Below are 20460 nucleotides of genomic sequence, written 5' to 3'. Positions count from 1 at the left end.
AGCGATTGGCCGGACCGGCCTCGCGCGTCACCGTTCCCGATTGGACGATGCGCGGGGCCTTCTGCTGTACGCGAGTCCTGCTGTCTGTGGTCTGCCGCTCGGCCGGGACCGGCGCCCCAGCGCCGCAGCCCGGACGAACGGCAGACCCCCCACGCTCCGAGGATGGATGCGGGTCTCATGTCGGACTCCAGGCAGCAGAACATCAGCTTGGGAAGTTGCGGGCATCCGGGGCTGGTAGGGCTGCTGAACTGGGCTTTCACCTGGCACCGGGTCTCATCGCCCTCGGTCGCCTTCACCGTGGTTCCCCGCTGTCCCCCGCTCGATCTGGTGTGCTCGTGGTGCGTCGGCCGTGTCCTGGCCTGGCGTCGTCGGCTCGTCTGCTCCGCCGTACAGATCGGCGCGGAGACGCTCCTTGGCCGCTTCAACGCGTGAGCCGTAGTCGGGCATGAAGATCTCGCTCAGCGTCTTGTCTAGCGTTCCGGAGATCGCATAGATGGGCGACCAGACAGCTCGGTCGTGCACGATCCCCTCAAGGTCGTCGGACTGGAACATGACTCGGTAGAGCCAGTCCGACAGCACGAACGCTTGATCGTGCGTGAGGTTGATGGTGATCGCTTCCTCGTCCACGCCCTCAACCTAGCTGCGGGAACTGGCTGTGTCGCGGGCTGGCGCTACCGTGAAGGTCAACACGCTTTCCAACTGTGGTGGTGGGGTGGCGGACATCGTTCAAGGACGTTCACCTGAGTTCATAGGTCACCGTCTGCCGAAGCCGAGACGTTTCCGGGGCTTCGCCCGAACGGCCGTGTACGGGGCTGAATGAGACGGAAACTGAGACGGGCTGGCTAGGCCGTTTCGTTTAGATCATCGGATCGTTGGTCCGGATGTGCCGTTAACTGACGTGCAGTGGGCGCGGATCGAGCCGTTGCTTCCGGACCGGACGCCGATGCGGGGTGGCCGCTGGCGGGATCACCGGGAGGTGATCGACGCGATCGCCTTCAAGTTCCAGACCGGAACCCAGTGGGTGCACCTGCCGGAGAAGTACGGCAACTGGCGAGGCGTCTACAACCGGCTGCGAATGTGGGCCATCGACGGCACCTGGGAGCGCGTCTTCACCGCGCTGATGGCCCAGGCTGACGCTGGCGAGGACCTCGACTGGGCAGTCTCAGTGGACTCCACGATCGTGCGGGCCCACCAGCACGCGGCTGGGGCCCGCAAAAAGGGGCCCCAGCCGGCGAACCCGACGACCACGCCATCGGCCGCTCCCGGGGCGGGCTGACCACCAAGATCCACCTCGCTGCCGATGCCCGCTGCCGACCCCTGGCGTTCGTCCTAACCGCCGGACAGGCGGGCGATGCACCGGCCTTCACCGATGTCATGGCCCGCCTGCGTGTTCCCCGACGACGCGGTCGGCCGCGCACCAGACCGGACGTGGTCCTGGCCGACAAGGCCTATTCCTCCCGGGCGATCCGCGAACACCTGCGCCGGCGCGGCATCCGTGCCGTGATCCCCGTCCCCGCCGACCAGCGCGGCCACCGACTACGGCGCGGCAGCCAAGGAGGCAGACCACCGGCCTTCGACCGCGAGGCCTACAAGCAGCGCAACACCGTCGAACGGTGCATCAACCGCCTCAAGCAATGGCGAGGCATCGCCACCCGCTACGAGAAGACAGCGACCATCTACCTGGCCGGACTCCACATCGCCGGCATCTTCCTCTGGTCCGCACGATGATCCAAACGAAACCGCCTAGCAGCTAGGATCCGGACCTTTCTCACCCTGTTCGGCCGCGCCCATCACGTGCCCCATGACGGTCCGCGTGTACTGCCACAGGGCCGCCAGCAAGTCCGTTACGCCGTGAGGCCGACCATCAGGAGTGACGGCCTGAACCTGAGCCATGATGTTGTATTGACCCTCGACTGACTTAATGCGGCCCTTGGTCCGATACCGGAGTAGCACAGCGCCGTCTTCAAACGGACCAACTACCACCTCCACGTCAGGTGGCACGCTAGCGGCCGCCCCTTCCTCGGTTTCGAACTCGACCGCTGGTGTGTGCCGGATGCTCCGTGGTGCCAGATCGGGCTTGACCTGAAGGTGGTGCTTGGTGGTGTTGTCTAGGTCGCGCAGGACCAACAGAAGGTCCTGATCAAGGCTGCCGCCATGCTCGGGACGCCGGAACGGCTGAACCTGCTCCAGAGCCTGGCTGCACCTGTCGGGCAAGCAAGACAGCGCCTTCTGGCGGCTCTTCCACTCTCTGAGGGTGCCGCAGATGGGGAACATGAGTCCCTTGAGCTGCTTTTCGTCCGTCACACCAGACTGCCGCGCGATGGCCACGATCAGGTTGTCGAGGGCCGCCCGCAGGTGATTGACGGCCTCACCGAATCGGAAGCCCCAATCAGCAAGTGGTGGAGATTGAGATACCTGGAGCCGCAGCTCCCAGCTGAGTCGATCTTCCGCGATGCTGACCCGGACGCCATAAGGGGTGCTAACGCCCCATGCCTGCATGTCGGCCGACAGTGCTACTCCAAGCTGATGCGCGCGCGCCAGGCGGCTAACTTGATCGTTGAAGTCCACTTTATGACCTAACTCCCTTTACCTGGCGCTACCTTACTGTCATCCCTCGGACTGCGCCTAGGAGGTTTGCGGGCAGCGGGTTCTGCAGACCTCAGCTTGGGAAGCTCGGGTTCTTTGGCAGCGGTTGCTGTGCTGACCTGCGGTGGAGTCGTGCTGGAGCCTTGGTCGCACCGGGGTAGCTTCCCGCTGGTTCCCCGCGCGATCTGGCACGCGTACGGCACGGTCCCTTCGCATCGAAGGTCCCTTTGCAGAGCTGGAGCCAAGGAGTGTCTGAGCTTCAGCCGACGACAGTCAGCCACGACTCCGGGTGCGCTGACCGACTACCCACGCGTGTGCCGCGCCGCGCCCCGCCAGCATCAGCCACGCTCTCATGTCGTCGACCAGAGCAAGCCCCGTCGGTAGCAGCGTGGCGGCGGGGCCGTCGGATCAAGCCTTGTCGTACAGGCCGGTCATCGACTGATCGCACGGTACCGTGATAGGTCGGTGACAGTGCGTGTGGAGGAGGGGGCAGGTGCAGCAGCCTGATGCCCGCAACAAGACGATCAACCCCAGCGCGTACAACGCACTGGCCGACGCACTCTGGTTGATCTACTGGAACAAAGATCCCTTTGAGCTGTACGTCCGCGGGATGCTGAAAGATCACAGCGAGCTCCTGCCGCAGCTCAACTTCCAGGCCACCAAGCGCGAAGTCTGCGGCCAGTTGGTCAAACTGCTGCGGGCCAATGAGACCCGGTACCTGGACGTGACCGTGGCGCTCATGCTCGACATTGCCGCCATGGATCGATTTCCGAACCTCGAACGACAGGTCGATAGTGACGTCATGGTGGCCAAGGCCACGGCGGCCGTCGAGGAACTGCGCCGCTGGACTGGCAAGCAGCAGGACATCATCAAGGAACACGAGGAGCACGCAGCGGCCATAGCCGAGAGTGCGAAGAAGGACCAGGACGGCCGGGTCTTCGCCCAAGCTCATGACGACCTGAAGCAACGGTTCATCGTGATGCACGCGGCAACCGACAAGCATCAGCGGGGGACTGACTTCGAGGGCTTCATCAACGAGCTGTTCGCCCTGTACGACTTGGAGCCGCGGGCGGCCTACATCATGGAGTACGAGCAGATCGATGGCGCATTCTCCTTCGACACTGACCACTACGTTCTTGAGGCCAAGTGGTGGAAGGAGCGCATCGGTCGACGGGAGCTGGACGTCTTCAAAGCCAACATCGAGCGCAAGGGCAAGAATACCCTCGGCTTGTACGTCAGCATGAGCGGCTTCACCTCCGATGCCCTGGCGATCTACAGCCTTAGCACGCCGTTCATCACGATGGACGGCGGCGACTTCATGGCTGTGCTGGACCAACGCATCCGCCTCGACAACCTGATGACCCACAAGAGGAAGCACGCCAGCCAGACTGGTCACTGCTATCTGCCCGTCTCCGAGATCTTCTCGAGGATGGAATAACCACGACCGCGCCAGCAGCGGCCTTCCGTTATGGCATCAAGAGCCGGTCCGACGGGCGCACGGAAGCGTGAGGTCGGCGGAGTCTCATGGATAAGGCAAGAGATGTCTTCTTGCCCTGGGTCTTGTCGGGGATCTTGGCGACCTGAGTTTTCGCTGCTCATGGGCCGTGGGCTCGTGCGCCTGGTGTTCGTCGTTGGTCGTTCTTGGCCACTGTTGAGCGGCCTCGGACGGCCCAGGGACGGCCCAGCTTTCGCGCGCTCGACTGACGGTCAGCACCCCCTATGGGTCCCAGCCTCAACCTCAGCCGACGACAGTCAGCCACGATGGTGGGTTGGTCAGCTGATCAGGCGCGCGTATGCGTCGGTGCACCCCCGCTAGCCTCAGCCACGTTGCCCATGTCGTCGACCAGGGCAAGCGTGCGACTGCCGACTCGTGGCCGGAGACGTCAGAATCGTCAGCTTGGAACGCTTGCGTTCTTTCTCTCCTCGACAGACTTGACCAGGCTGCGGGATGTCGTTCCTGACCTAGGCCGTTTCGTTTAGATCATCGGATCGTTGGTCCGGATGTGCCGTTAACTGACGTGCAGTGGGCGCGGATCGAGCCGTTGCTTCCGGACCGGACGCCGATGCGGGGTGGCCGCTGGCGGGATCACCGGGAGGTGATCGACGCGATCGCCTTCAAGTTCCAGACCGGAACCCAGTGGGTGCACCTGCCGGAGAAGTACGGCAACTGGCGAGGCGTCTACAACCGGCTGCGAATGTGGGCCATCGACGGCACCTGGGAGCGCGTCTTCACCGCGCTGATGGCCCAGGCTGACGCTGGCGAGGACCTCGACTGGGCAGTCTCAGTGGACTCCACGATCGTGCGGGCCCACCAGCACGCGGCTGGGGCCCGCAAAAAGGGGCCCCAGCCGGCGAACCCGACGACCACGCCATCGGCCGCTCCCGGGGCGGGCTGACCACCAAGATCCACCTCGCTGCCGATGCCCGCTGCCGACCCCTGGCGTTCGTCCTAACCGCCGGACAGGCGGGCGATGCACCGGCCTTCACCGATGTCATGGCCCGCCTGCGTGTTCCCCGACGACGCGGTCGGCCGCGCACCAGACCGGACGTGGTCCTGGCCGACAAGGCCTATTCCTCCCGGGCGATCCGCGAACACCTGCGCCGGCGCGGCATCCGTGCCGTGATCCCCGTCCCCGCCGACCAGCGCGGCCACCGACTACGGCGCGGCAGCCAAGGAGGCAGACCACCGGCCTTCGACCGCGAGGCCTACAAGCAGCGCAACACCGTCGAACGGTGCATCAACCGCCTCAAGCAATGGCGAGGCATCGCCACCCGCTACGAGAAGACAGCGACCATCTACCTGGCCGGACTCCACATCGCCGGCATCTTCCTCTGGTCCGCACGATGATCCAAACGAAACCGCCTAGCCATTTCCATGCCCTTTCCGTTTGTACCGAGCGCTATGTATCACGGGAGTCGTCCACAGTCGGATCGTGTGGTCGTCGCCGACCGTGGCGAGAAGGGAACCGTCGGGCGAGAACGCACCATCCCAGACCGCCTTCTGGTGGCCAGTGAGAGGTTGGCCGATGGGCCGGCGGGTACCGGGATCCCACAGACGCACCACGCCATCTTCGCTGGCCGTGGCGATTAGGGAGCTGTCAGGGGAAAACGCCAACCACAAGACCTGGCATTGGCCCACGTTGAGCGTGAGGTGGGTGGATCGATTCCACAGCCGTACTGTGTCCTGACTGGCGGTGGCGACAAAGCGACTGTTCGGCGAAAACGCCACATCGCGCACCCTTCCCGGATGGCCGGTGAGTGTTCCGCTGGCGGACTGGCGAGTGATCGGGTTCCAAAGACGTACGGTCCCGTCCTGGCCGGCAGTGGCGAATACGTTGCCGTCAGGTGAGAACGCCACAGCATGAACCGTGCCCTGATGGCCGACAAGCGGCTTGCCTACAGGCTGGTGGATGGTCATGTGCCAGAGCCGCACCGTTACATCCTCGCCCTCGCCAGCAGTGGCGAGGATGCTGCCGTCGGGTGAGAACGCCAGAGCGTGAACCGTGCCCTGATGGCCGACGAGCGGTCCACCTACGGGCTGGCGAGTGGCCGGATTCCACAGCCGTACTGTCCCGTCCTGGCCAGCAGTGGCGAGGATGCCGCCGTCGGGTGAGAACGCCAGAGCGTGAACCGTGCCCTGATGGCCGACGAGCGGTCCACCTACGGGCTGGCGAGTGGCCGGATCCCACAGCCGTGCCGTCCCGTCCTGGCCAGCAGTGGCGAGGATGCTGCCGTCAGGTGAGAACGCCACAGCGTGAACTTGGCCCGTGGATCTTAAAGGGGGCAAGGCCATCATGCTGCCTTCCTGAGCAGCACGCATCACAGCCTTTACCGCAAGGGAATCAACTGGTCGCACTGGGAACGCACGTCGCTCGTACAGCAGGACCGTGCCGTCCTCACCTGAGCTTGCGAGAAAGCTGCCGCCCGAGGAGATGGCTAGACAGTAGGCCTCACCTTGGTGACCAATGAGCGGTTCGCCAATTGGTTCGCGCGTGAAAGGGTTCCACAGGCGCACCGTCCCGTCCTCGCCAGCCGTGGCGAGGAAGCCGTCGGGCGATGAGACCATCGAGAAGACGCGGCCTTGATGGCCTACGAGGGGATCACCTACGGGCTGACCGGTGGCCGGATTCCACAGCCGCACTGTCCCGTCCTCGCTAGCTGTCGCGAGGAGCGAGCCATCTGACAAGAACTCCATTTCCCACACGATGCCTTGGTGGCCAGTGAGGGGTTCACCAACCGGCCGGCCCGTGTCCGGGTCCCACAGCCTCGCTGTCGCATCCTCTCCGGCCGTCGCCAACAGTGTGCTATTGGGCGAGAACTCCGCAATCCAGACCCGATCTTGGTGGCCGGTGAGTGGTTCGCCAAGTAGCTGGCGCGTCGTCGGGTCCCACAATCGAACCGTCCCGTCCTCACCACCAGTGACAAGGAGACGACTGTCGGGTGAAAAGTTCAAACAGTGAGCAGGATTTTCCTGGTCGACGAGAGGTTCACCGAGGGGTTGGTGGGTCGTCGGGTCCCAGAGCCGTACTGTCCCGTCATTGTCGATCGTGGCAATGAAGCGGCCGTCAGGCGAGAATTGCACTCCACAAATGTTGCCTTGATAGCCGCTGAGGGGTTCGCCGACGAGTTGGCGGGTAGCCCAGTCCCAGAACAGAACTGTCCCGTCCTCTTCGCCGACCGTAACTAGGAGGGATCCGTCGGGCGAAAAATCCAGGTCAAGCACACCGGATTGATCACAGTTCAAAGGTTCGTCAATAGGGTGGCCAGTCACTGGGTCCCACAACCACACCGTTCCATCTTCATGGCCGGCCGCGGCAAGCAAGCGCCCGTCGGGCGAGAAAGTAGCTCGCCAGATGGAGCCGGTATGCCCGGTCAAGATTTGGGGGTCAGTAAGCGGGCTCACAGTGTGTATGCAATGAGCGGGAGGCGACAGATTGAAACCCGCCGAGCCCGAAGGAGTCGGTGCGAGCCCACCGTTGGTCACCTGTCGAGTCGTGGCAGAGGGCGCTCCTGCGGTAACTCGTCGATATGCCGTCCTGGCCGCAGTTGTGGCTACCCATCGATCGTGCCATCCATCCAACTCGGCATCGCCGTAACCCGGTGGATCACATTTCTTGCCGAATCTGTCCCATGACAGGAGTGTGCGCACAAGCCACATCAGCCTGTCTCGCCCGGCGTAGCTCCCATTGAGTAGGGCACTCTGCGTGGCGGGCGGCAGGGACACCTTCTCATCAGCGAATAGCTCCAGGGCTCGCTTCTCAATCGTCCGCAGGGACGGGTTTCCTGCTCGCACTTTCAAGGACTTCAGCTGTGCGGCTTGTTCTGCCAGCAAATTCTCGTACGTGGCTGCGCCGCTCTGCGGCTCGTACACCTGTGCCATCTCGCCTGCCCCGTGTCGCGTCGTGGCGAACCAGGCTAGAACACCCACCCCTGTACAGCAGTGGACTTGACTGAACACCTCTGAACGATGGCGGATTGGGGTGATCATTCCATAACAGCCGCTAGCTGTACGGCGATGTTGGTCTGTCGATCAGGCTTCTCCAACTTTGTTCGATCAGGGCAGGTCAGGGCGCCTGTTGATGGACAGTCGAAGCATGACCACTCAGCATTCGGAGTCGTGCGACTCACCGCAGAACCAGCCCACGCCCCCGCCGTTTCTGTCTCTTCACACCGCCGTAGTCCTGCTCACAGCTCTCGTCATTGGCCTGGTCATGGGTTCTTTGTCGGTATTCGCGGGCGGCTCTGTGGCTGCCGCCGTTATCGCAGGCTTGGCCAGCGCCGGTACCAGCGTTCCTGTCCTGCGCACGCTCATCAGATGAGGGGGGGCGCCTTGCTCCGCTTACAGGTACCCGGCCTCATCCTGTCCCCGGCCTCACGGCGTTTAGTGGACCTGTGAGCAGCACGGCACGTTGAAGCCGTGGAGCCAACTGCCCAACTCAACGCACCTCTTCCCCGCCAGCAAGCGGCTGATGTCGTGTGCGCGGCACGGGCGCCGGCCGGGCTGAGCGGGACGGAGGCAGGAGCGCAGGCCCGGCCCGGGGGCCGGGCCGCGCGCGGTGAGCGGAGCGAGCCGCCTTGAACCAGTAGAGAAAGTCTGAGCCAACTGGGCGTCTGCTACAGCCTGAAGGAAAGCTCCAAGTCGTCGCCTGGAAGGTGGAATTCCTCCAGGGCGAGCGGCTTCTCTGTCGCGCTGAGTGTCACGCGGATGATGTGGAGCAGGGGGACGCCTTCGGGGAGCCTGAGCGCCTGGGCCTGGTCCGGGAGTGGCATGCGGGTGCGGATGTACTCCGTGAAGTGGAGTTCGTGGCCCAGGTCTGCGAGTGATGCGTAGAGCTCTGGGGCCGGCGGGGGCGCTTCCTCTTCGTACTTGGTGTCGATCAATACGGAGAACGGCACGTACGTGCGGTGGAGTTGGCGGAGACGGCCGTTGTCGGCGGTCTGCAACGCGTCGTACGTGAACATCGGCTCGCCCGGCGGGATGCGCAACAGGTCGGCAAGCGCGAGCGGGGCATCCGTACGGGTGGCTACGGGGGGTTCGGCGTTGGCCCATCGGATGCCGTCGGCCTCGACGTAGCCTCCATCCGGCGTGCGTCGGATGCCGCGCGGGCGCGTATGGCTGGGGCGGCTCTGGGGTGAGCGGGCGAACGTGCCCCGCCCCATGATGACCTCGACGAGGCCGGATGCTCGCAGCTCGGTGAGGCCCTGACGGACCGTGGGGCGCGTCACGCCGAACTGCTTGGCCAATGTCTCCTCGGAGGGGAGCGGCTGGCCGGCCGGGTAGGTGCCGTTCAGGATGCCTTCGCGCAGGTAGTCGGCGATCTGCCGGTACTTCGGCTGCGTGTTCTGTGGCGGCATGTAGGCCCTCCGTGGCCGTGGTTCCCGATCAGCTGTGCGCCGTCGTAGACGGCTTGTGCGTTGCGGTGAACAGCGTCCCCTATCCCAAGACGGTTGACAACCCGTACTACGGGTGGTCACTCTGGACTCTCAACCCGTACTACGGGTTGTAAAGCAGCCCGGAGGGTCGGCCTTCGGGTGCGATGGATGAGGAGTCCAATCAAGTGGCAAGCCTTCCGATCGACACCGCGAAGTTCACGGGGATCATCTGTGCCGTTCCCCCTGCTCCGCGGATCGCGAACCGTGAGACCGGTCAGCTCCGCGTTGACCGCGACACGGGCAAGACCGTGTACCAGGTAGGCCTGTGCCTGATGTCAGGCGCGTCGGCCGACGTGGTGACCGTGAACGTCCCTGGTGAGCCCAGCGGCGTGCAGCTCGGCATGCCCGTGGCTGTACGGGACTTGGTGGCCACGCCGTGGGAGAACGACGGCCGACACGGCGTCGCCTTCCGCGCGGCGGAGATCCGGCCCCTGAACGCTCCGGCTCCAGCCGGGAAGGGGGCCACGCAGTGATGATGCTGGCCTCCACCGCTTCGGCTGGAACGACCTGGCCGAGCTGGTTCCTGGTGGTGGCCGCAGTGCTGGTGTCGGGCCTGCTCCTCGCAGGCCCGGCCCTGCGCCGCCGCTACCCAGTCGCTTGCTGGCTCCTATTCGGGTTCCCGGTCGCGTGCTGCCGCGTCATCCGCACGTGGCGTCCGCTGATGGCCGGGTGCGGCCTGGCTGTGAGTCGCCGTCCTGCTCTGACGGTCGTGTCGGGGCTCGTCGGCAAGGGGGCGCCTCCGCCTCAGCCGTTGGTGCCCCGGTTCGGGTTCATACGGCCGACTGCCGGCGGCTTCTGGTTGCTGGCGCGTCTTCTTCCTGGCCAGGTGCCGGACGACTTCGTCAAGGCGGCGCCTGCCATGGCTGAAGCCTGGGAGGTCCATGCGGTCCGGGTCCTTTCCCAGAAGCCGGGAACGGTCCGGATCACGGCCTCGGTCACCGATCCGTTGGCGTACCCGCGCATACCGAAGCAGCGGGAGCCCGTTCAGCTTCTCCGCGTTGCGGTCGGTGCGCTGGAGACCGGCGCCGCATGGGTGATCGACCTGCGCCGCATACCGCACTGGCTGATCGTCGGCGCCACCCGGTCCGGGAAGTCCACCCTAATCAACGCGCTCGTGGCGGGCCTGGCGCCGCAACCCGTCGCCCTGGTCGGCGTCGACTGCAAGGGCGGCATGGAACTGTCGCTGTACGAACCGCGGTTATCGGCGCTCGCAACCAACCGTGAGCAAGCCGTCAGGCTCCTGGCCGCGCTGGTCGACCTCACCCTCGACCGCATGACCGTCTGCCGTGCGGCTCGTGCCCGGAACATCTGGGGCCTCCCGGAGCAGGAGCGGCCGGTCCCGGTGGTCGTCATCGTCGACGAGATTGCGGAACTGTTCCTCATCGCGAGCAGGAACGAGAAGGACGAAGCGCACGCGGCCGGTACGGCGCTGATCCGGCTCGCCCAACTCGGCGCGGCGCTCGGCGTCTTCCTCGTCGTCGCCGGCCAACGCGTCGGCTCCGACCTGGGGCCCGGAGTCACGGCCCTACGTGCCCAGCTCGGCGGGCGAGTCTGCCACCGCGTCGCCGACCCCGGCACAGCAGAGATGGCCCTGGGTGACCTCAACCCCGACGCTCTCAAGGCAGCGCAGGCGATCACGCCGGAACAAGCCGGTACCGCTGTGCTGGCCTCCGGCGACGGCTGGGAACGCGCCCGCTCCCACCTGATCACCGAAGCGGACGCGGAAGCCATAGCGGCCGGGTACGCGCACCTCACCCCGCACCTTCCCGAACTGCTGGACGCGAAGTGAAAGGGGTCCACCGTGCTCGTGTCCGTCTCGGCGGTGCTGCTGCTCGGACTGCTCATCTGGTTCCTGCTGCGCATCCGCTACCTGCGCTGGGCCGACCTGCTGCTCTGCTCGGCCTTCGGCTTCCTGCTCGCCCGGACGATGGCCGCGCCCCTCGTGGCCACGGTCCTCGCCGGCCTGGGCGCCTTCCTCGGAGGGCTCCGCTTCTGACCCATCCCGCACGGCCTCAGCTGAACAGCGCCTGCACAACGGGCTCCCGACGGGGCGCGAAGTCGCCAAACCCGACCCCGTCAGGAACCCACTCCATCCGCCACGTGAGTAGTGAAAGGAGCACCCTCACTTTGTCCATCGCGCATCGTCCGCGCAAATCTCCTCCGCTCGAATGCGAGCTGAGGGACAGGGAACAGCCGACCTGCGTCGGACGGGAACAGGTCGTTCTCGTCGGACTCGACGGCTTCGAACGCTGGCTCTGCCCGGCGCACGCCGCCGCCCTCTGGCTCACCGATCCGACGCTTCGCTTCAGTGCCAAGACTCGGCCCCAAGGGATCTCTGCCGTCATGTGGCAGGCGTTCGGCGGGGGTGGTCGTCCATGACCACGTCTTCCCTGACCCTCCCGAAGGACGTCTCCGCGCTGATCGACAGGGCCGGAGAGCCGGGCTTCGAGGCCTGGCGACGCCAGATCATCCGCCTCGGGGGCTGCGCCAACCCGATTCACCTCGTCGGCACCGCCACGGTCGTCGACTCGTCGACTGGCGAGGCCCTCCTCTCGTACGACTCGGACGTCTACGGCGGCCGACTGCTCACCGCCTGCGGCAACCGTCGGGCGACGGTCTGCCCGACGTGCGCCCGCATCTACCAGGCGGACACGTACCAACTGATCCGTGCCGGACTGGTCGGCGGCAAGAACGTGGGGGAGGAAGTCGGTGGCCACCCTCGGGTGTTCGCGACGCTCACCGCTCCTGGCTTCGGCCCGGTCCACACTCGCCGGGAGCGCGACGGCCGCGTGCGGGCTTGCCGACCCCGCAAGTCCGGGGAGCCCTGCCCGCATGGATCGCCCGCCGGGTGCCACGCACGGCACTCGGACGACGACCCGCGGCTCGGGGAACCTTTCTGCCCGCGCTGTTACGACTACGCCGGAGCCGTGCTCTGGCAGGCGCAATCAGGCGGACTCTGGCACCGCTTCGTCCTGGAGCTGCGCCGCGAGATCGCCCGGACGGCTGGAGTCTCCCGCGGGGAGTTCGGCGAGAGCGCCCGGCTGTCGTACGCCAAGGTCGCCGAGTACCAACGGCGCGGACTGGTCCACTTCCATGCCGTCATCCGCCTCGACGGCCCGGAGGGGGCCAACTCGGCTCCGCCAGGCTGGGCCACGACTGCCCTGCTCTTGCAGGCTGTCCGTGGTGCTACCGAGAGGGTGCGGCTCCAGGCTCCCGGACCGGACATTGTCGGCCCGCGTTTGCTGAGGTTCGGAGAGCAGATCGACGTACGCCCTATCTCCGCCTTCGGGGCGGGGGAGCGGCTGACCTCGGCGGCTGTCGCCGGATACATCGCCAAGTACGCGACGAAGGGAGCCGAGACCGCCGGCGCGGTGGACGGTCGTATTCACGGGGCGCGGGACCTGGTCCTGTTACCCGTACGCGCCCACGTGCTCCGCATGATCAGCACGTGCTGGTGGCTCGGTGGCCTGCCGGACTTCGCGCCGCTCGGCTTACGACGCTGGGCGCACATGCTCGGCTACGGCGGCCACTTCTCCAGCAAGTCGCGTCGCTACTCCACCACTCTGACCGCACTCCGGCAGGCTCGCGCAGAGCATCGTGCGGAGGAGCAGCGAACCGCCCTCGGTGTCGGCTCGCGGCCCACGGTCACCGTCGGCGAGTGGCGCTACGCCGGGCGCGGCTACTCGCCGGAAGCGGCACTCCTGGCTGCTTCGGTACGGGAGGGCGGTGCTTCCCGTGGCGCGTGACGCCCGTACGAAATCGGCCGAACTCCTCACCGTTCGGCAGGTGCTCGATGAGCTTGGCGGCATCTCCCGGCGCACCTTCTACCGCTGGCGGGAGCTCCGTATCGCCCCGGCCTGCATACGGCTGCCGAACGGTGAGCTGCGGGTTCGGCGCGACGTGCTCAACGACTGGTTGGAGGAGCGGGCGGAGGGGGTGGCCTCGTGAAGTCGTACAAGGTCTCTGTGTGGAAGTTGTCAGTCAACAAGACCACCAAGAAGCCGACTTACCTCGTGCGCTGGGTGGTTGACGGTCAGCCGTTCAGTGAGTCGCACAAGACGAAGGCGCTGGCCGATCGCTTCCGGGCCAAGCTCGTGCGGGCACTCGACAAGGGCGAGCCGTTCGACACGGTGACGGGCCTCCCCGACTCCCTGCGGGGTGGGAAGGCGGCCCTGTCCTTCCTCGACCTGGCGATCAAGTACGTCGATGCACGGTGGGCGGAGGCATCGGCCAAGCATCGGGACAGCATGACCGATGCCCTGGCGACAGTCATCCCGGTCCTCGTCAAGCCGGGACGGGGGCGGCCGACCCCGGAGGCCTTGCGTCGCGCGCTCCGTTCGTACCTCCTGCCCGTGCCGCGCAGAGACCGGGAGCGGCCAGAAGAGATCGCCTCTGCTGTCCGCTGGATCGAAAAGGCGTCGCTTCCGGTCGGAGAGCTGCAAGAGATCGCCCGTGTCCATGAGCTGATCGACGGACTGGGGCGGAGGCTAGACGGCAAGCCTGCGGCGACGCAGACGTATCGGCGTCGGCGGGCGGTGGTATTCAATGCGCTCGAATACGCGGTGGAGCTGGAGCACCTCACGTCCAACCCGCTGAGCCGGGTACGTCGCAAGCGTGGCAAGCGCGCGGTTCAGGAAGTCGATCGTCGGGTGGTGGTCAATCCGCGGCAGGCTCGGGAGCTGCTGACTGCGCTCACCTATGTGGGCGGCTTCGAGCGGGCAAGCGGCCGACGGCTGCGGGCGTTCTTCGGGTGCCTGTACTACGCGGCCATGCGGCCGGGCGAGGCGCTCGGGCTCCGTCGGTCCGACTGCACCCTTCCGGCGTCCGGCTGGGGACGCATCGAGCTGGCGGAGACGCGCCCCTCGGCGGGGAAGGCGTGGACCGACTCCGGCGAGGCGCATGACCGGCGGGGGCTGAAACAGCGCGCTGATGGCGAGGTGCGCATCGTGCCGATCCCGCCTCCGCTGGTGCGCCTGCTGCGCGAACACTTGAAGGAGTTCGTTACGGCGAAGGACGGCCGGCTGTTCTCCAGCGAGCGGGGCAACGTGATCGCGGCCTCCTCGTACTCGCGTGCGTGGAAGCAGGCGCGGGAACTCGCCCTCGTCCCCGACCAGGTGTCCTCGGTCCTCGCCTTCCGGCCGTACGACCTCCGTCACGCGGGAGTCTCCCAGTGGCTCAACTCCGGTGTCCCGGCCCCGGAGGTCGCCGCTCGCGCGGGCCACTCGGTGGATGTCCTTCTGAAGATCTACGCCAAGTGCATCGACGGTCAGGAGCAGGAGATGAACGACCGGATCATGCAGGGGCTCGGGGAGGACTCAGCGGACTGACACAGCAACCTGGTCCCGTATGAGAGCCCTAGCGCCCTCGTCAGGGAGCCGGTGGCCGTGACGTAGGACGCGAAGGAAGACATGAATACAGGTAGGGGTCCCGGGCCCATATGGTTCCGGGACCCCTACCTGCGTATAGGACCTGGCAGCTCAGAGGCGGCGTGCGATCACGGCCCCGAAGTGGCGGCCTTGCGCCGCTCGTCTTCAATGTCGAGGCGCCGCATCAGGAAGCTGGCGAAGACCAGCATCTCCTCGGCCTCATCGCGGGCGTCCTTCTCGTCTGGCCCGTGCATGCGAGGGTTGCGCAACGCGCCCATCGCGCCCTTGAACAGGAACTGCATGCCGTTCTGCTCGCTCTCCAGCGAGCTTCCTGTGGACCGGGTAACTGTGATCTGAGGGGCCGGTTTACCCAAGGCGATACCCATTAGCCTCTCACCTACCTCGTTGACGCCGACGAGCGTCGCGACTCGGTGCTCCACCGCCTGGAAGGCACTCCTGACCGCGTCGTAGTAGAGACCGACGTTGAATCGTTCGGCTGCGACATCTGCGATCAGCGAATGCAGTGTGCAGGTGACACGCATGGCCTTTGCCGACTCCGACTTCGCGATCGGGACGGCCGCTGTGGTCTTGGGCGCCGGAGCGAGAAGGGGGTCCGGGGTCTTTCGGAAGGGTGTGTTGTCGGACTCAACTCGCGCTGGCCCCAGCACTTGCTCACGGATGCGCCAGTACTCGTCCACTTGGGCCACGTCAGCGAACGGGCGAATGTCTCGGTCGTAGCGCAGCGTCCAGTCGAGATCTTCATGGTTGTGGCTGCCTCCGCGGAAGCAGGGCTCGTGTAGCCCGAGAGCAAAGGCGGCAAACGTGACCTTCTTGTTCAGCGCCACAACATCGACGGGAGCTGCCACAGGCCCCAGGTCGACTAGTCGCAGATCTGGCAGCGCACCGGGCTCCTCGGGCTGATAGTGGGGCTCGATCGAAGCCGCAGTCCGCACCATGGCAAGGAAAACCCGGGTAGCAGGACCGGTACCTGCGCAGTTCGCAGCGCCAGCAACCGTCAGAGACAGCTCCGTCGTGGCCTGCGGAAGCCGCCACAGGTCAGCGTCTACGCCCCGGAGCAGTGCAGGGCACAGCTGTTGCACGGCCTCTTCGAACTTCAGGCCCGATGCGTACAGCTTCCGATCGACGTAATCGAAGGTTGGCCAGCGAAGGGAGGCGGAGAAGTGCTGCCAGACGACGTCGAGAAGGGTGTGGCCATCCTCACCGGTGGGCCGTGGCATCCCCTCCGGCGCGATGGTCCGAACGTTCACGTGCTGCCCCCCCGGTGTCCTAGTTTTGAGCGATGCGCGCAGGCTACTACGGCGCCCCGCCCGGCTGGTTGGGAGTTTCGTTCAGTCGATCAAGAGATTGCCCACCGCGAGCTTCTGCGGAGTGGCGACCGCGGCGCAGTTGTGTACCTACATCGCGTACCGCAGGGCGTGCGGCTGCGAGTCCAACGGATTGTCCCGCGAGCGCCGGGGACTTCAGTCTGTCCACGAATGGTCCACGGAGTAACGCTTAGGGGTCGACGAAACGCCTTTTGACCTGCCGTGAAACCCTTCAAGATCAACACGTCATTACAACGTGATCACTGGCAAACGGCTGCTTTCGGCGGCGTCTGCCTGCGTACGGCTGTACATACGCGAAGACCCCGTTCTCAGCGAAACCGCTGATGGCGGGGTCTTTGGGCACCGTATGAAGGGTGCCCCCGGCAGGATTCGAACCTGCGCACACGGCTCCGGAGGCCGTTGCTCTATCCCCTGAGCTACGGGGGCGTATCAGCGCGGCTTGCGCGGTGACGGGTAGAACCCTACCAGCTCTCCGGGGCTCGCCATGAACAGGTATTTCCCTGCTCCCGGGGCGGGCCGGGGGAGGGGGTGTCCCGGGGTGGAGGGGAGCGGTGGCCGGGCGGGCCGCACGGGGCGGAAGTAGGGAAAACCGGGACGCGGTGGTGGGCGCGGACCTACTCTCGAGTTGTGCCAGGCGTGCCCGGCCGTGTGCTTGTTGTGGACGACAACAAGGTCATCCGGCAGCTGATCAGGGTCAACCTCGAGCTGGAGGGCTACGAGGTCGTGACCGCGGCCGATGGTGTCGAATGCCTGGACGTCGTGCAGCAGGTCCAGCCCGACGTGGTCACCCTCGACGTCGTGATGCCCCGGCTCGACGGGCTGCGGACCGCGGCGCGTCTCCGGTCCGACGCGCGGACTCGTGACCTCCCCATCGTCGTCATCAGCGCGTGCACGCAGTACGAGGTCGAGAGTGGCCTCGATGTGGGTGTCGACGCCTTCTTGGCCAAGCCCTTCGAGCCGAGCGAACTGGTCGGCGTCGTCCGCCAGTTGATCTCGGCGGAGGGGAAAGGGAAGCGGGGCAGTGTGGGGGAGGGGGAGCCGGAGTCTGAGGGGGACGGTGAACCCGAAGCCGGTGGGGAAAGAGTGCGGGAGGGCGTCACGGTCGGGCGTGATCTTGGTCGTGGTGGTGCGGGGAGTGGGGCGTCGGCGGAGCAGTAGCGCGTGGGGTGCTGGGGCGTGGCGTGGCGTAGGTGGCATGGGTGGCGTGTTCGCGAGGTTGCGGGTGTGCCGTGTGCCGTGTGCCGTGCAGGACGGTGACTGAGTCGGTCCCTCGCCCCGCGGCCGAAGCCCCTCGCCCCGCGGTCGGAGCCCTCGGACAGCCCGGCGGCTGTGCAATTGCCTCAAGGGCTTGGCGTTGGCCTCCGCCGACCGCGGGCTCCGCTCGCAGCCCCCGCACGAAGGCCCGCCGCAGACCGAGGCCCGGCCCAGCCGTCGCGCCGCCCCCTCCGTCCACATCCCGGACCATCCCCGAAACCGACTCGCATACCCACCCCCCTCCTCCCATACGCTGGACCCGTGACCCCCGTCGAGCTCTCCCGCACCGTGCTGCGCGCCACGCGTCGTGCCGTCGATGCCGGGGAGCTCAGCGTGGACGTGGCGGCGTCCGTGGAGGCGGGGAGCGTGCGGGTCGAGCGGCCCCGGCCCGGAGGGCGCGGGGACTTCGCCACCAACGTCGCCCTCCAGATCGCCCGCGCCGCCGGACGCGCACCGCGGGACGTCGCCGAGGTGCTCTCGGCGCGACTCGCCGCCGAGCCCGGCATCGCCGGTGTCGACATCACCGGGCCAGGGTTCCTGAACATCACGCTCACGGACGCCCGCGCCCGCGCCGCCGCCCTCGTGCGCGAGATCCACGAGCGCGGCCGCTGCTACGGCCACGTCCACCCCGACACCGGCGACGTCGCCCAGCTCCACGTCCCCCGTGACCTCCGGGCCGCCGTCCTCGCCGACAGCGCCCGCCGCATCCTGCGCTCGCAGGGCGTCCTGGTCCGCGTCACCTGCGACGAGCAGCCCGACCCGGCCCGGGCGGACGCCATCGACGCCCTCGACGTACGCATCGACGCGTACGGTCGGCCCCCCGAACCCCTCCCCACCCTCCGCCCCGTCCCGGCCCCCGCGCCCGCCGACGCCGTCCTCCGCCTCGGCCGCGACGCCGCCCGCTGGGCGCTGCTCCACCCCGCCCCGCACGACCACCCCCGCGTGACCCCGGAGCAAGGCGGCGACGACCACCTCGTACAGCGCGAGAGCAACCCCCTCTTCCGCGTCCGCTACGCCTACGCCCGCACCCGCGCCCTCACCCGCAACGCGGCCGCCCTCGGCTTCGCCGCCGACCCGGACGTCGACATGGAGGCCGACCCGGCGGCCCCCCTGGCCGACGCCCTCCTCACCGCCCTCGGCGACTACCCCGCCACCCTCGCCTCCGCAGCGCGCCACCGCGCCCCGGACCGACTCGCCAGGTACCTCGTCGTCATCGCTGACGCGTTCCTGGCCTTTCAGAGCGCCCCGCAGAGTGCCCCGCAGGAAGCAGCCTTCGCCGTCCTGCCGCGCGGTGACGAGAAACCCTCGGCCGCCCACCGCGCCCGGCTGGCCCTCGCCGAAGCCGCCGGGACGGTGCTCGCCGGTGGCCTGTCCCTGCTCGGCATCAACGCACCCGAATTCCTGTGACATCCGTGAGTGAGCGGCAGAGCGACAGGCGGCACCCCGTGCGGCAGCACATACCGCACGCGGACCTCCCGCCCGCCCCGTCGCCCCGCCCCCGCCACCCGGCCGTCACCCCGTAAGAGACGAGACACCACAGCCATGAGCCGTTCCGCCCACCCCGCAGGTCCCCGCCACGCCGACGTGCTTCCCGAGGGGCACTACAGCGCGCCGCCCGCCGACCTCAACGCGCTGGACCCCAAGGTCTGGTCCCGTACCGTCACCCGTGGCCCCGAAGGGGTCGTGAGCACGGGTGGGATCGAAGTGACGCGGCTCGCCGAGGAGTTCGGTACGCCCGCCTACTTCATCGACGAGGCCGACTTCCGCGCCCGGTGCCAGGCCTGGCGCGACGCCTTCGGCAGCGACGCCGATGTCTTCTACGCCGGGAAGGCGTTCCTGTCGCGTGCCGTCGTGCGGTGGCTGCACGAGGAGGGGCTCAACCTCGACGTGTGCAGCGGGGGCGAGCTCGCCACCGCCCTCGACGCCGGGATGCCCGCCGAGCGCATCGCCTTCCACGGGAACAACAAGACGCCCGACGAGATCGAGCGCGCCGTCGCCGCCGGCGTCGGCCGCATCGTGCTCGACTCCTTCCAGGAGATCGTCCGCGTCGCGCACATCGCCGAGCGGCTCGGCAAGCGGCAGCGCGTGCAGATCCGCGTGACCGTGGGTGTGGAAGCGCACACCCACGAGTTCATCGCCACCGCCCACGAGGATCAGAAGTTCGGCATCGCGCTCGCGGGCGGGCAGGCCGCCGAGGCCGTGCGGCGGGCGCTCAAGCTCGATTCGCTGGAGCTCATCGGGATTCACTCGCACATCGGGTCGCAGATCTTCGACATGGCCGGGTTCGAGGTCTCCGCCCGCCGCGTCGTGCAGCTGCTCGCCGAGGTGCGCGACGAGCACGGCGTCGAGCTGCCCGAGATCGACCTCGGCGGCGGGCTCGGCATCGCCTACACCTCCGACGACGACCCCCGCGAGCCGCACGAGATCGCCACGGCGCTGAACGAGATCGTCACGAGGGAGTGTGCCGCGGCGAAGCTGCGGACGCCCCGCATCTCCGTCGAGCCGGGGCGCGCCATCGTCGGACCCACCGCCTTCACCCTCTACGAGGTCGGGACCATCAAGCCCCTCGAAGGGCTGCGGACGTACGTGTCCGTGGACGGCGGCATGTCCGACAACATCCGCACCGCGCTGTACGACGCCGAATACACCGTCGCGCTCGTCTCCCGCTCCTCCGACGCCGAGCCCGTCCTGGTGCGTGTCGTGGGCAAGCACTGCGAGAGTGGTGACATCGTCGTACGAGATGCTTTCCTTCCTGCGGATCTCGCGCCCGGTGATCTGATCGCCGTGCCCGCGACCGGCGCGTACTGCCGCTCGATGGCGAGCAACTACAACCACGCGCTTCGCCCGCCCGTCGTCGCCGTGCGCGACGGCGAGGCGCGGGTGATCGTCCGGCGTGAGACGGAGGAGGACCTCCTCCGTCTCGACGTCGGCTGACTGACGCATGATGAAATAGGTGTCTCACGATCCGGACGATG

The 20460-nt window shown here is 67.1% G+C and carries 17 protein-coding genes, 1 tRNA gene and 1 pseudogene; 12 read left to right on the top strand and 7 right to left on the bottom strand.

From position 1 onward, the window contains the following. Nucleotides 1-273 precede the first annotated feature (273 nt). Nucleotides 274-627, bottom strand: coding sequence for a hypothetical protein (locus DEJ48_RS12540; RefSeq protein ID WP_150216205.1), 354 nt, complete (start codon nucleotides 625-627; stop codon nucleotides 274-276). Between the two features lie 256 nt (nucleotides 628-883). Here DEJ48_RS12540 and DEJ48_RS12535 point away from each other — a divergent pair. Continuing rightward, a protein-coding gene (locus DEJ48_RS12535; protein WP_411757446.1) for an IS5 family transposase occupies nucleotides 884-1728 on the top strand; the annotation gives its coding sequence in 2 pieces (ribosomal slippage) (nucleotides 884-1223 and nucleotides 1223-1728; 846 coding nt in all). A 15-nt stretch (nucleotides 1729-1743) separates the two neighbouring features. Here DEJ48_RS12535 and DEJ48_RS12530 read toward each other — a convergent pair. Beyond that, the gene (locus tag DEJ48_RS12530) at nucleotides 1744-2568 is read right to left on the bottom strand and encodes a hypothetical protein (protein WP_150216204.1); all 825 of its coding nucleotides are present in this window, start codon (nucleotides 2566-2568) and stop codon (nucleotides 1744-1746) included. 511 nt (nucleotides 2569-3079) lie between these two features. Here DEJ48_RS12530 and DEJ48_RS12525 point away from each other — a divergent pair. Continuing rightward, nucleotides 3080-4024: a restriction endonuclease gene (locus tag DEJ48_RS12525; RefSeq protein WP_150216203.1), complete on the top strand. Its 945-nt coding sequence runs from the start codon at nucleotides 3080-3082 to the stop codon at nucleotides 4022-4024. 565 nt (nucleotides 4025-4589) lie between these two features. Further along, nucleotides 4590-5434 (top strand): IS5 family transposase gene (locus tag DEJ48_RS12520; RefSeq protein WP_411757446.1). Its coding sequence is split into 2 segments (ribosomal slippage): nucleotides 4590-4929 and nucleotides 4929-5434, totalling 846 coding nucleotides; the frame shifts between segments, so codons are not numbered across the junction. Nucleotides 5435-5449: 15 nt separating this feature from the next. On the opposite strand, the gene DEJ48_RS12515 is transcribed toward DEJ48_RS12520, so the two are convergent. The 3 genes and pseudogenes from DEJ48_RS12515 to DEJ48_RS12505 all read right to left on the bottom strand — a co-directional run bounded on the left by DEJ48_RS12515 (nucleotide 5450) and on the right by DEJ48_RS12505 (nucleotide 9441). Then, nucleotides 5450-7309, bottom strand: coding sequence for a WD40 repeat domain-containing protein (locus tag DEJ48_RS12515; RefSeq protein ID WP_263399441.1), 1860 nt, complete (start codon nucleotides 7307-7309; stop codon nucleotides 5450-5452). A 63-nt stretch (nucleotides 7310-7372) separates the two neighbouring features. After that, nucleotides 7373-7744: pseudogene (locus DEJ48_RS41055) on the bottom strand (hypothetical protein); the annotation flags it as partial. 956 nt (nucleotides 7745-8700) lie between these two features. Then, nucleotides 8701-9441, bottom strand: a complete 741-nt coding sequence (locus tag DEJ48_RS12505) for a GntR family transcriptional regulator (RefSeq protein ID WP_150216200.1) — start codon at nucleotides 9439-9441, stop codon at nucleotides 8701-8703. Between the two features lie 203 nt (nucleotides 9442-9644). Between DEJ48_RS12505 and DEJ48_RS12500 the strand changes: the two genes are divergently transcribed. The 6 genes from DEJ48_RS12500 (at nucleotide 9645) to DEJ48_RS12470 (ending at nucleotide 14846) form a co-directional block, all read left to right on the top strand. Continuing rightward, nucleotides 9645-9992: a hypothetical protein gene (locus tag DEJ48_RS12500; protein ID WP_150216199.1), complete on the top strand. Its 348-nt coding sequence runs from the start codon at nucleotides 9645-9647 to the stop codon at nucleotides 9990-9992. 2 nt (nucleotides 9993-9994) lie between these two features. After that, entirely contained in the window at nucleotides 9995-11308 is a 1314-nt protein-coding gene (locus DEJ48_RS12495; protein ID WP_411757534.1) for an FtsK/SpoIIIE domain-containing protein, read from the top strand. A gap of 12 nt (nucleotides 11309-11320) precedes the next feature. After that, a complete protein-coding gene (locus tag DEJ48_RS12490) occupies nucleotides 11321-11515 on the top strand; it encodes a hypothetical protein (protein ID WP_150216197.1) in 195 nt (64 codons plus the stop codon). Nucleotides 11516-11894: 379 nt separating this feature from the next. Then, nucleotides 11895-13265 (top strand): replication initiator, encoded by a 1371-nt coding sequence (locus DEJ48_RS12480; protein ID WP_150216195.1) that lies wholly within the window; start codon nucleotides 11895-11897, stop codon nucleotides 13263-13265. Continuing rightward, nucleotides 13255-13467, top strand: coding sequence for a helix-turn-helix transcriptional regulator (locus DEJ48_RS12475; RefSeq protein ID WP_150216194.1), 213 nt, complete (start codon nucleotides 13255-13257; stop codon nucleotides 13465-13467). The genes DEJ48_RS12480 and DEJ48_RS12475 overlap by 11 nt, the downstream gene beginning before the upstream one ends. After that, a complete protein-coding gene (locus tag DEJ48_RS12470) occupies nucleotides 13464-14846 on the top strand; it encodes a tyrosine-type recombinase/integrase (RefSeq protein ID WP_150216193.1) in 1383 nt (460 codons plus the stop codon). Before DEJ48_RS12475 ends, DEJ48_RS12470 begins: the two co-directional genes overlap by 4 nt. A gap of 167 nt (nucleotides 14847-15013) precedes the next feature. Here the strand turns inward: DEJ48_RS12470 and DEJ48_RS40305 are convergent, their stop codons facing one another. Further along, the gene (locus DEJ48_RS40305) at nucleotides 15014-16153 is read right to left on the bottom strand and encodes a TIGR02391 family protein (RefSeq protein WP_223832011.1); all 1140 of its coding nucleotides are present in this window, start codon (nucleotides 16151-16153) and stop codon (nucleotides 15014-15016) included. 432 nt (nucleotides 16154-16585) lie between these two features. Beyond that, a tRNA-Arg gene (locus DEJ48_RS12460) sits at nucleotides 16586-16657 on the bottom strand. A 201-nt stretch (nucleotides 16658-16858) separates the two neighbouring features. On the opposite strand from DEJ48_RS12460, the gene DEJ48_RS12455 reads away from it, so the two are divergent. The 3 genes from DEJ48_RS12455 (at nucleotide 16859) to lysA (ending at nucleotide 20419) form a co-directional block, all read left to right on the top strand. Next, on the top strand, nucleotides 16859-17389 hold the full coding sequence (locus DEJ48_RS12455) for a response regulator (RefSeq protein ID WP_150216192.1): 531 nt from the start codon (nucleotides 16859-16861) through the stop codon (nucleotides 17387-17389). Nucleotides 17390-17746: 357 nt separating this feature from the next. Then, nucleotides 17747-18892: an ArgS-related anticodon-binding protein NrtL gene (gene nrtL / locus DEJ48_RS12450; RefSeq protein ID WP_150216191.1), complete on the top strand. Its 1146-nt coding sequence runs from the start codon at nucleotides 17747-17749 to the stop codon at nucleotides 18890-18892. A gap of 135 nt (nucleotides 18893-19027) precedes the next feature. Then, on the top strand, nucleotides 19028-20419 hold the full coding sequence (lysA, locus tag DEJ48_RS12445) for a diaminopimelate decarboxylase (RefSeq protein WP_150216190.1): 1392 nt from the start codon (nucleotides 19028-19030) through the stop codon (nucleotides 20417-20419). Nucleotides 20420-20460: the final 41 nt, after the last annotated feature.

This window comes from Streptomyces venezuelae, assembly GCF_008642315.1.
GTDB lineage: Bacteria > Actinomycetota > Actinomycetes > Streptomycetales > Streptomycetaceae > Streptomyces > Streptomyces venezuelae_D.
This window is presented reverse-complemented; position numbering and strand designations above follow the sequence as displayed.

What these genes read in the sequence shown, in the direction of transcription:
- DEJ48_RS12495 (WP_411757534.1), top strand. Translation starts at nt 9,995, where the DNA reads ATGCTGGCCTCCACCGCTTCGGCTGGAACGACCTGGCCGAGCTGGTTC.
- lysA (WP_150216190.1), top strand. Translation starts at nt 19,028, where the DNA reads ATGAGCCGTTCCGCCCACCCCGCAGGTCCCCGCCACGCCGACGTGCTT.
- DEJ48_RS12480 (WP_150216195.1), top strand. Translation starts at nt 11,895, where the DNA reads ATGACCACGTCTTCCCTGACCCTCCCGAAGGACGTCTCCGCGCTGATC.
- DEJ48_RS12505 (WP_150216200.1), bottom strand. Translation starts at nt 9,441, where the DNA reads ATGCCGCCACAGAACACGCAGCCGAAGTACCGGCAGATCGCCGACTAC.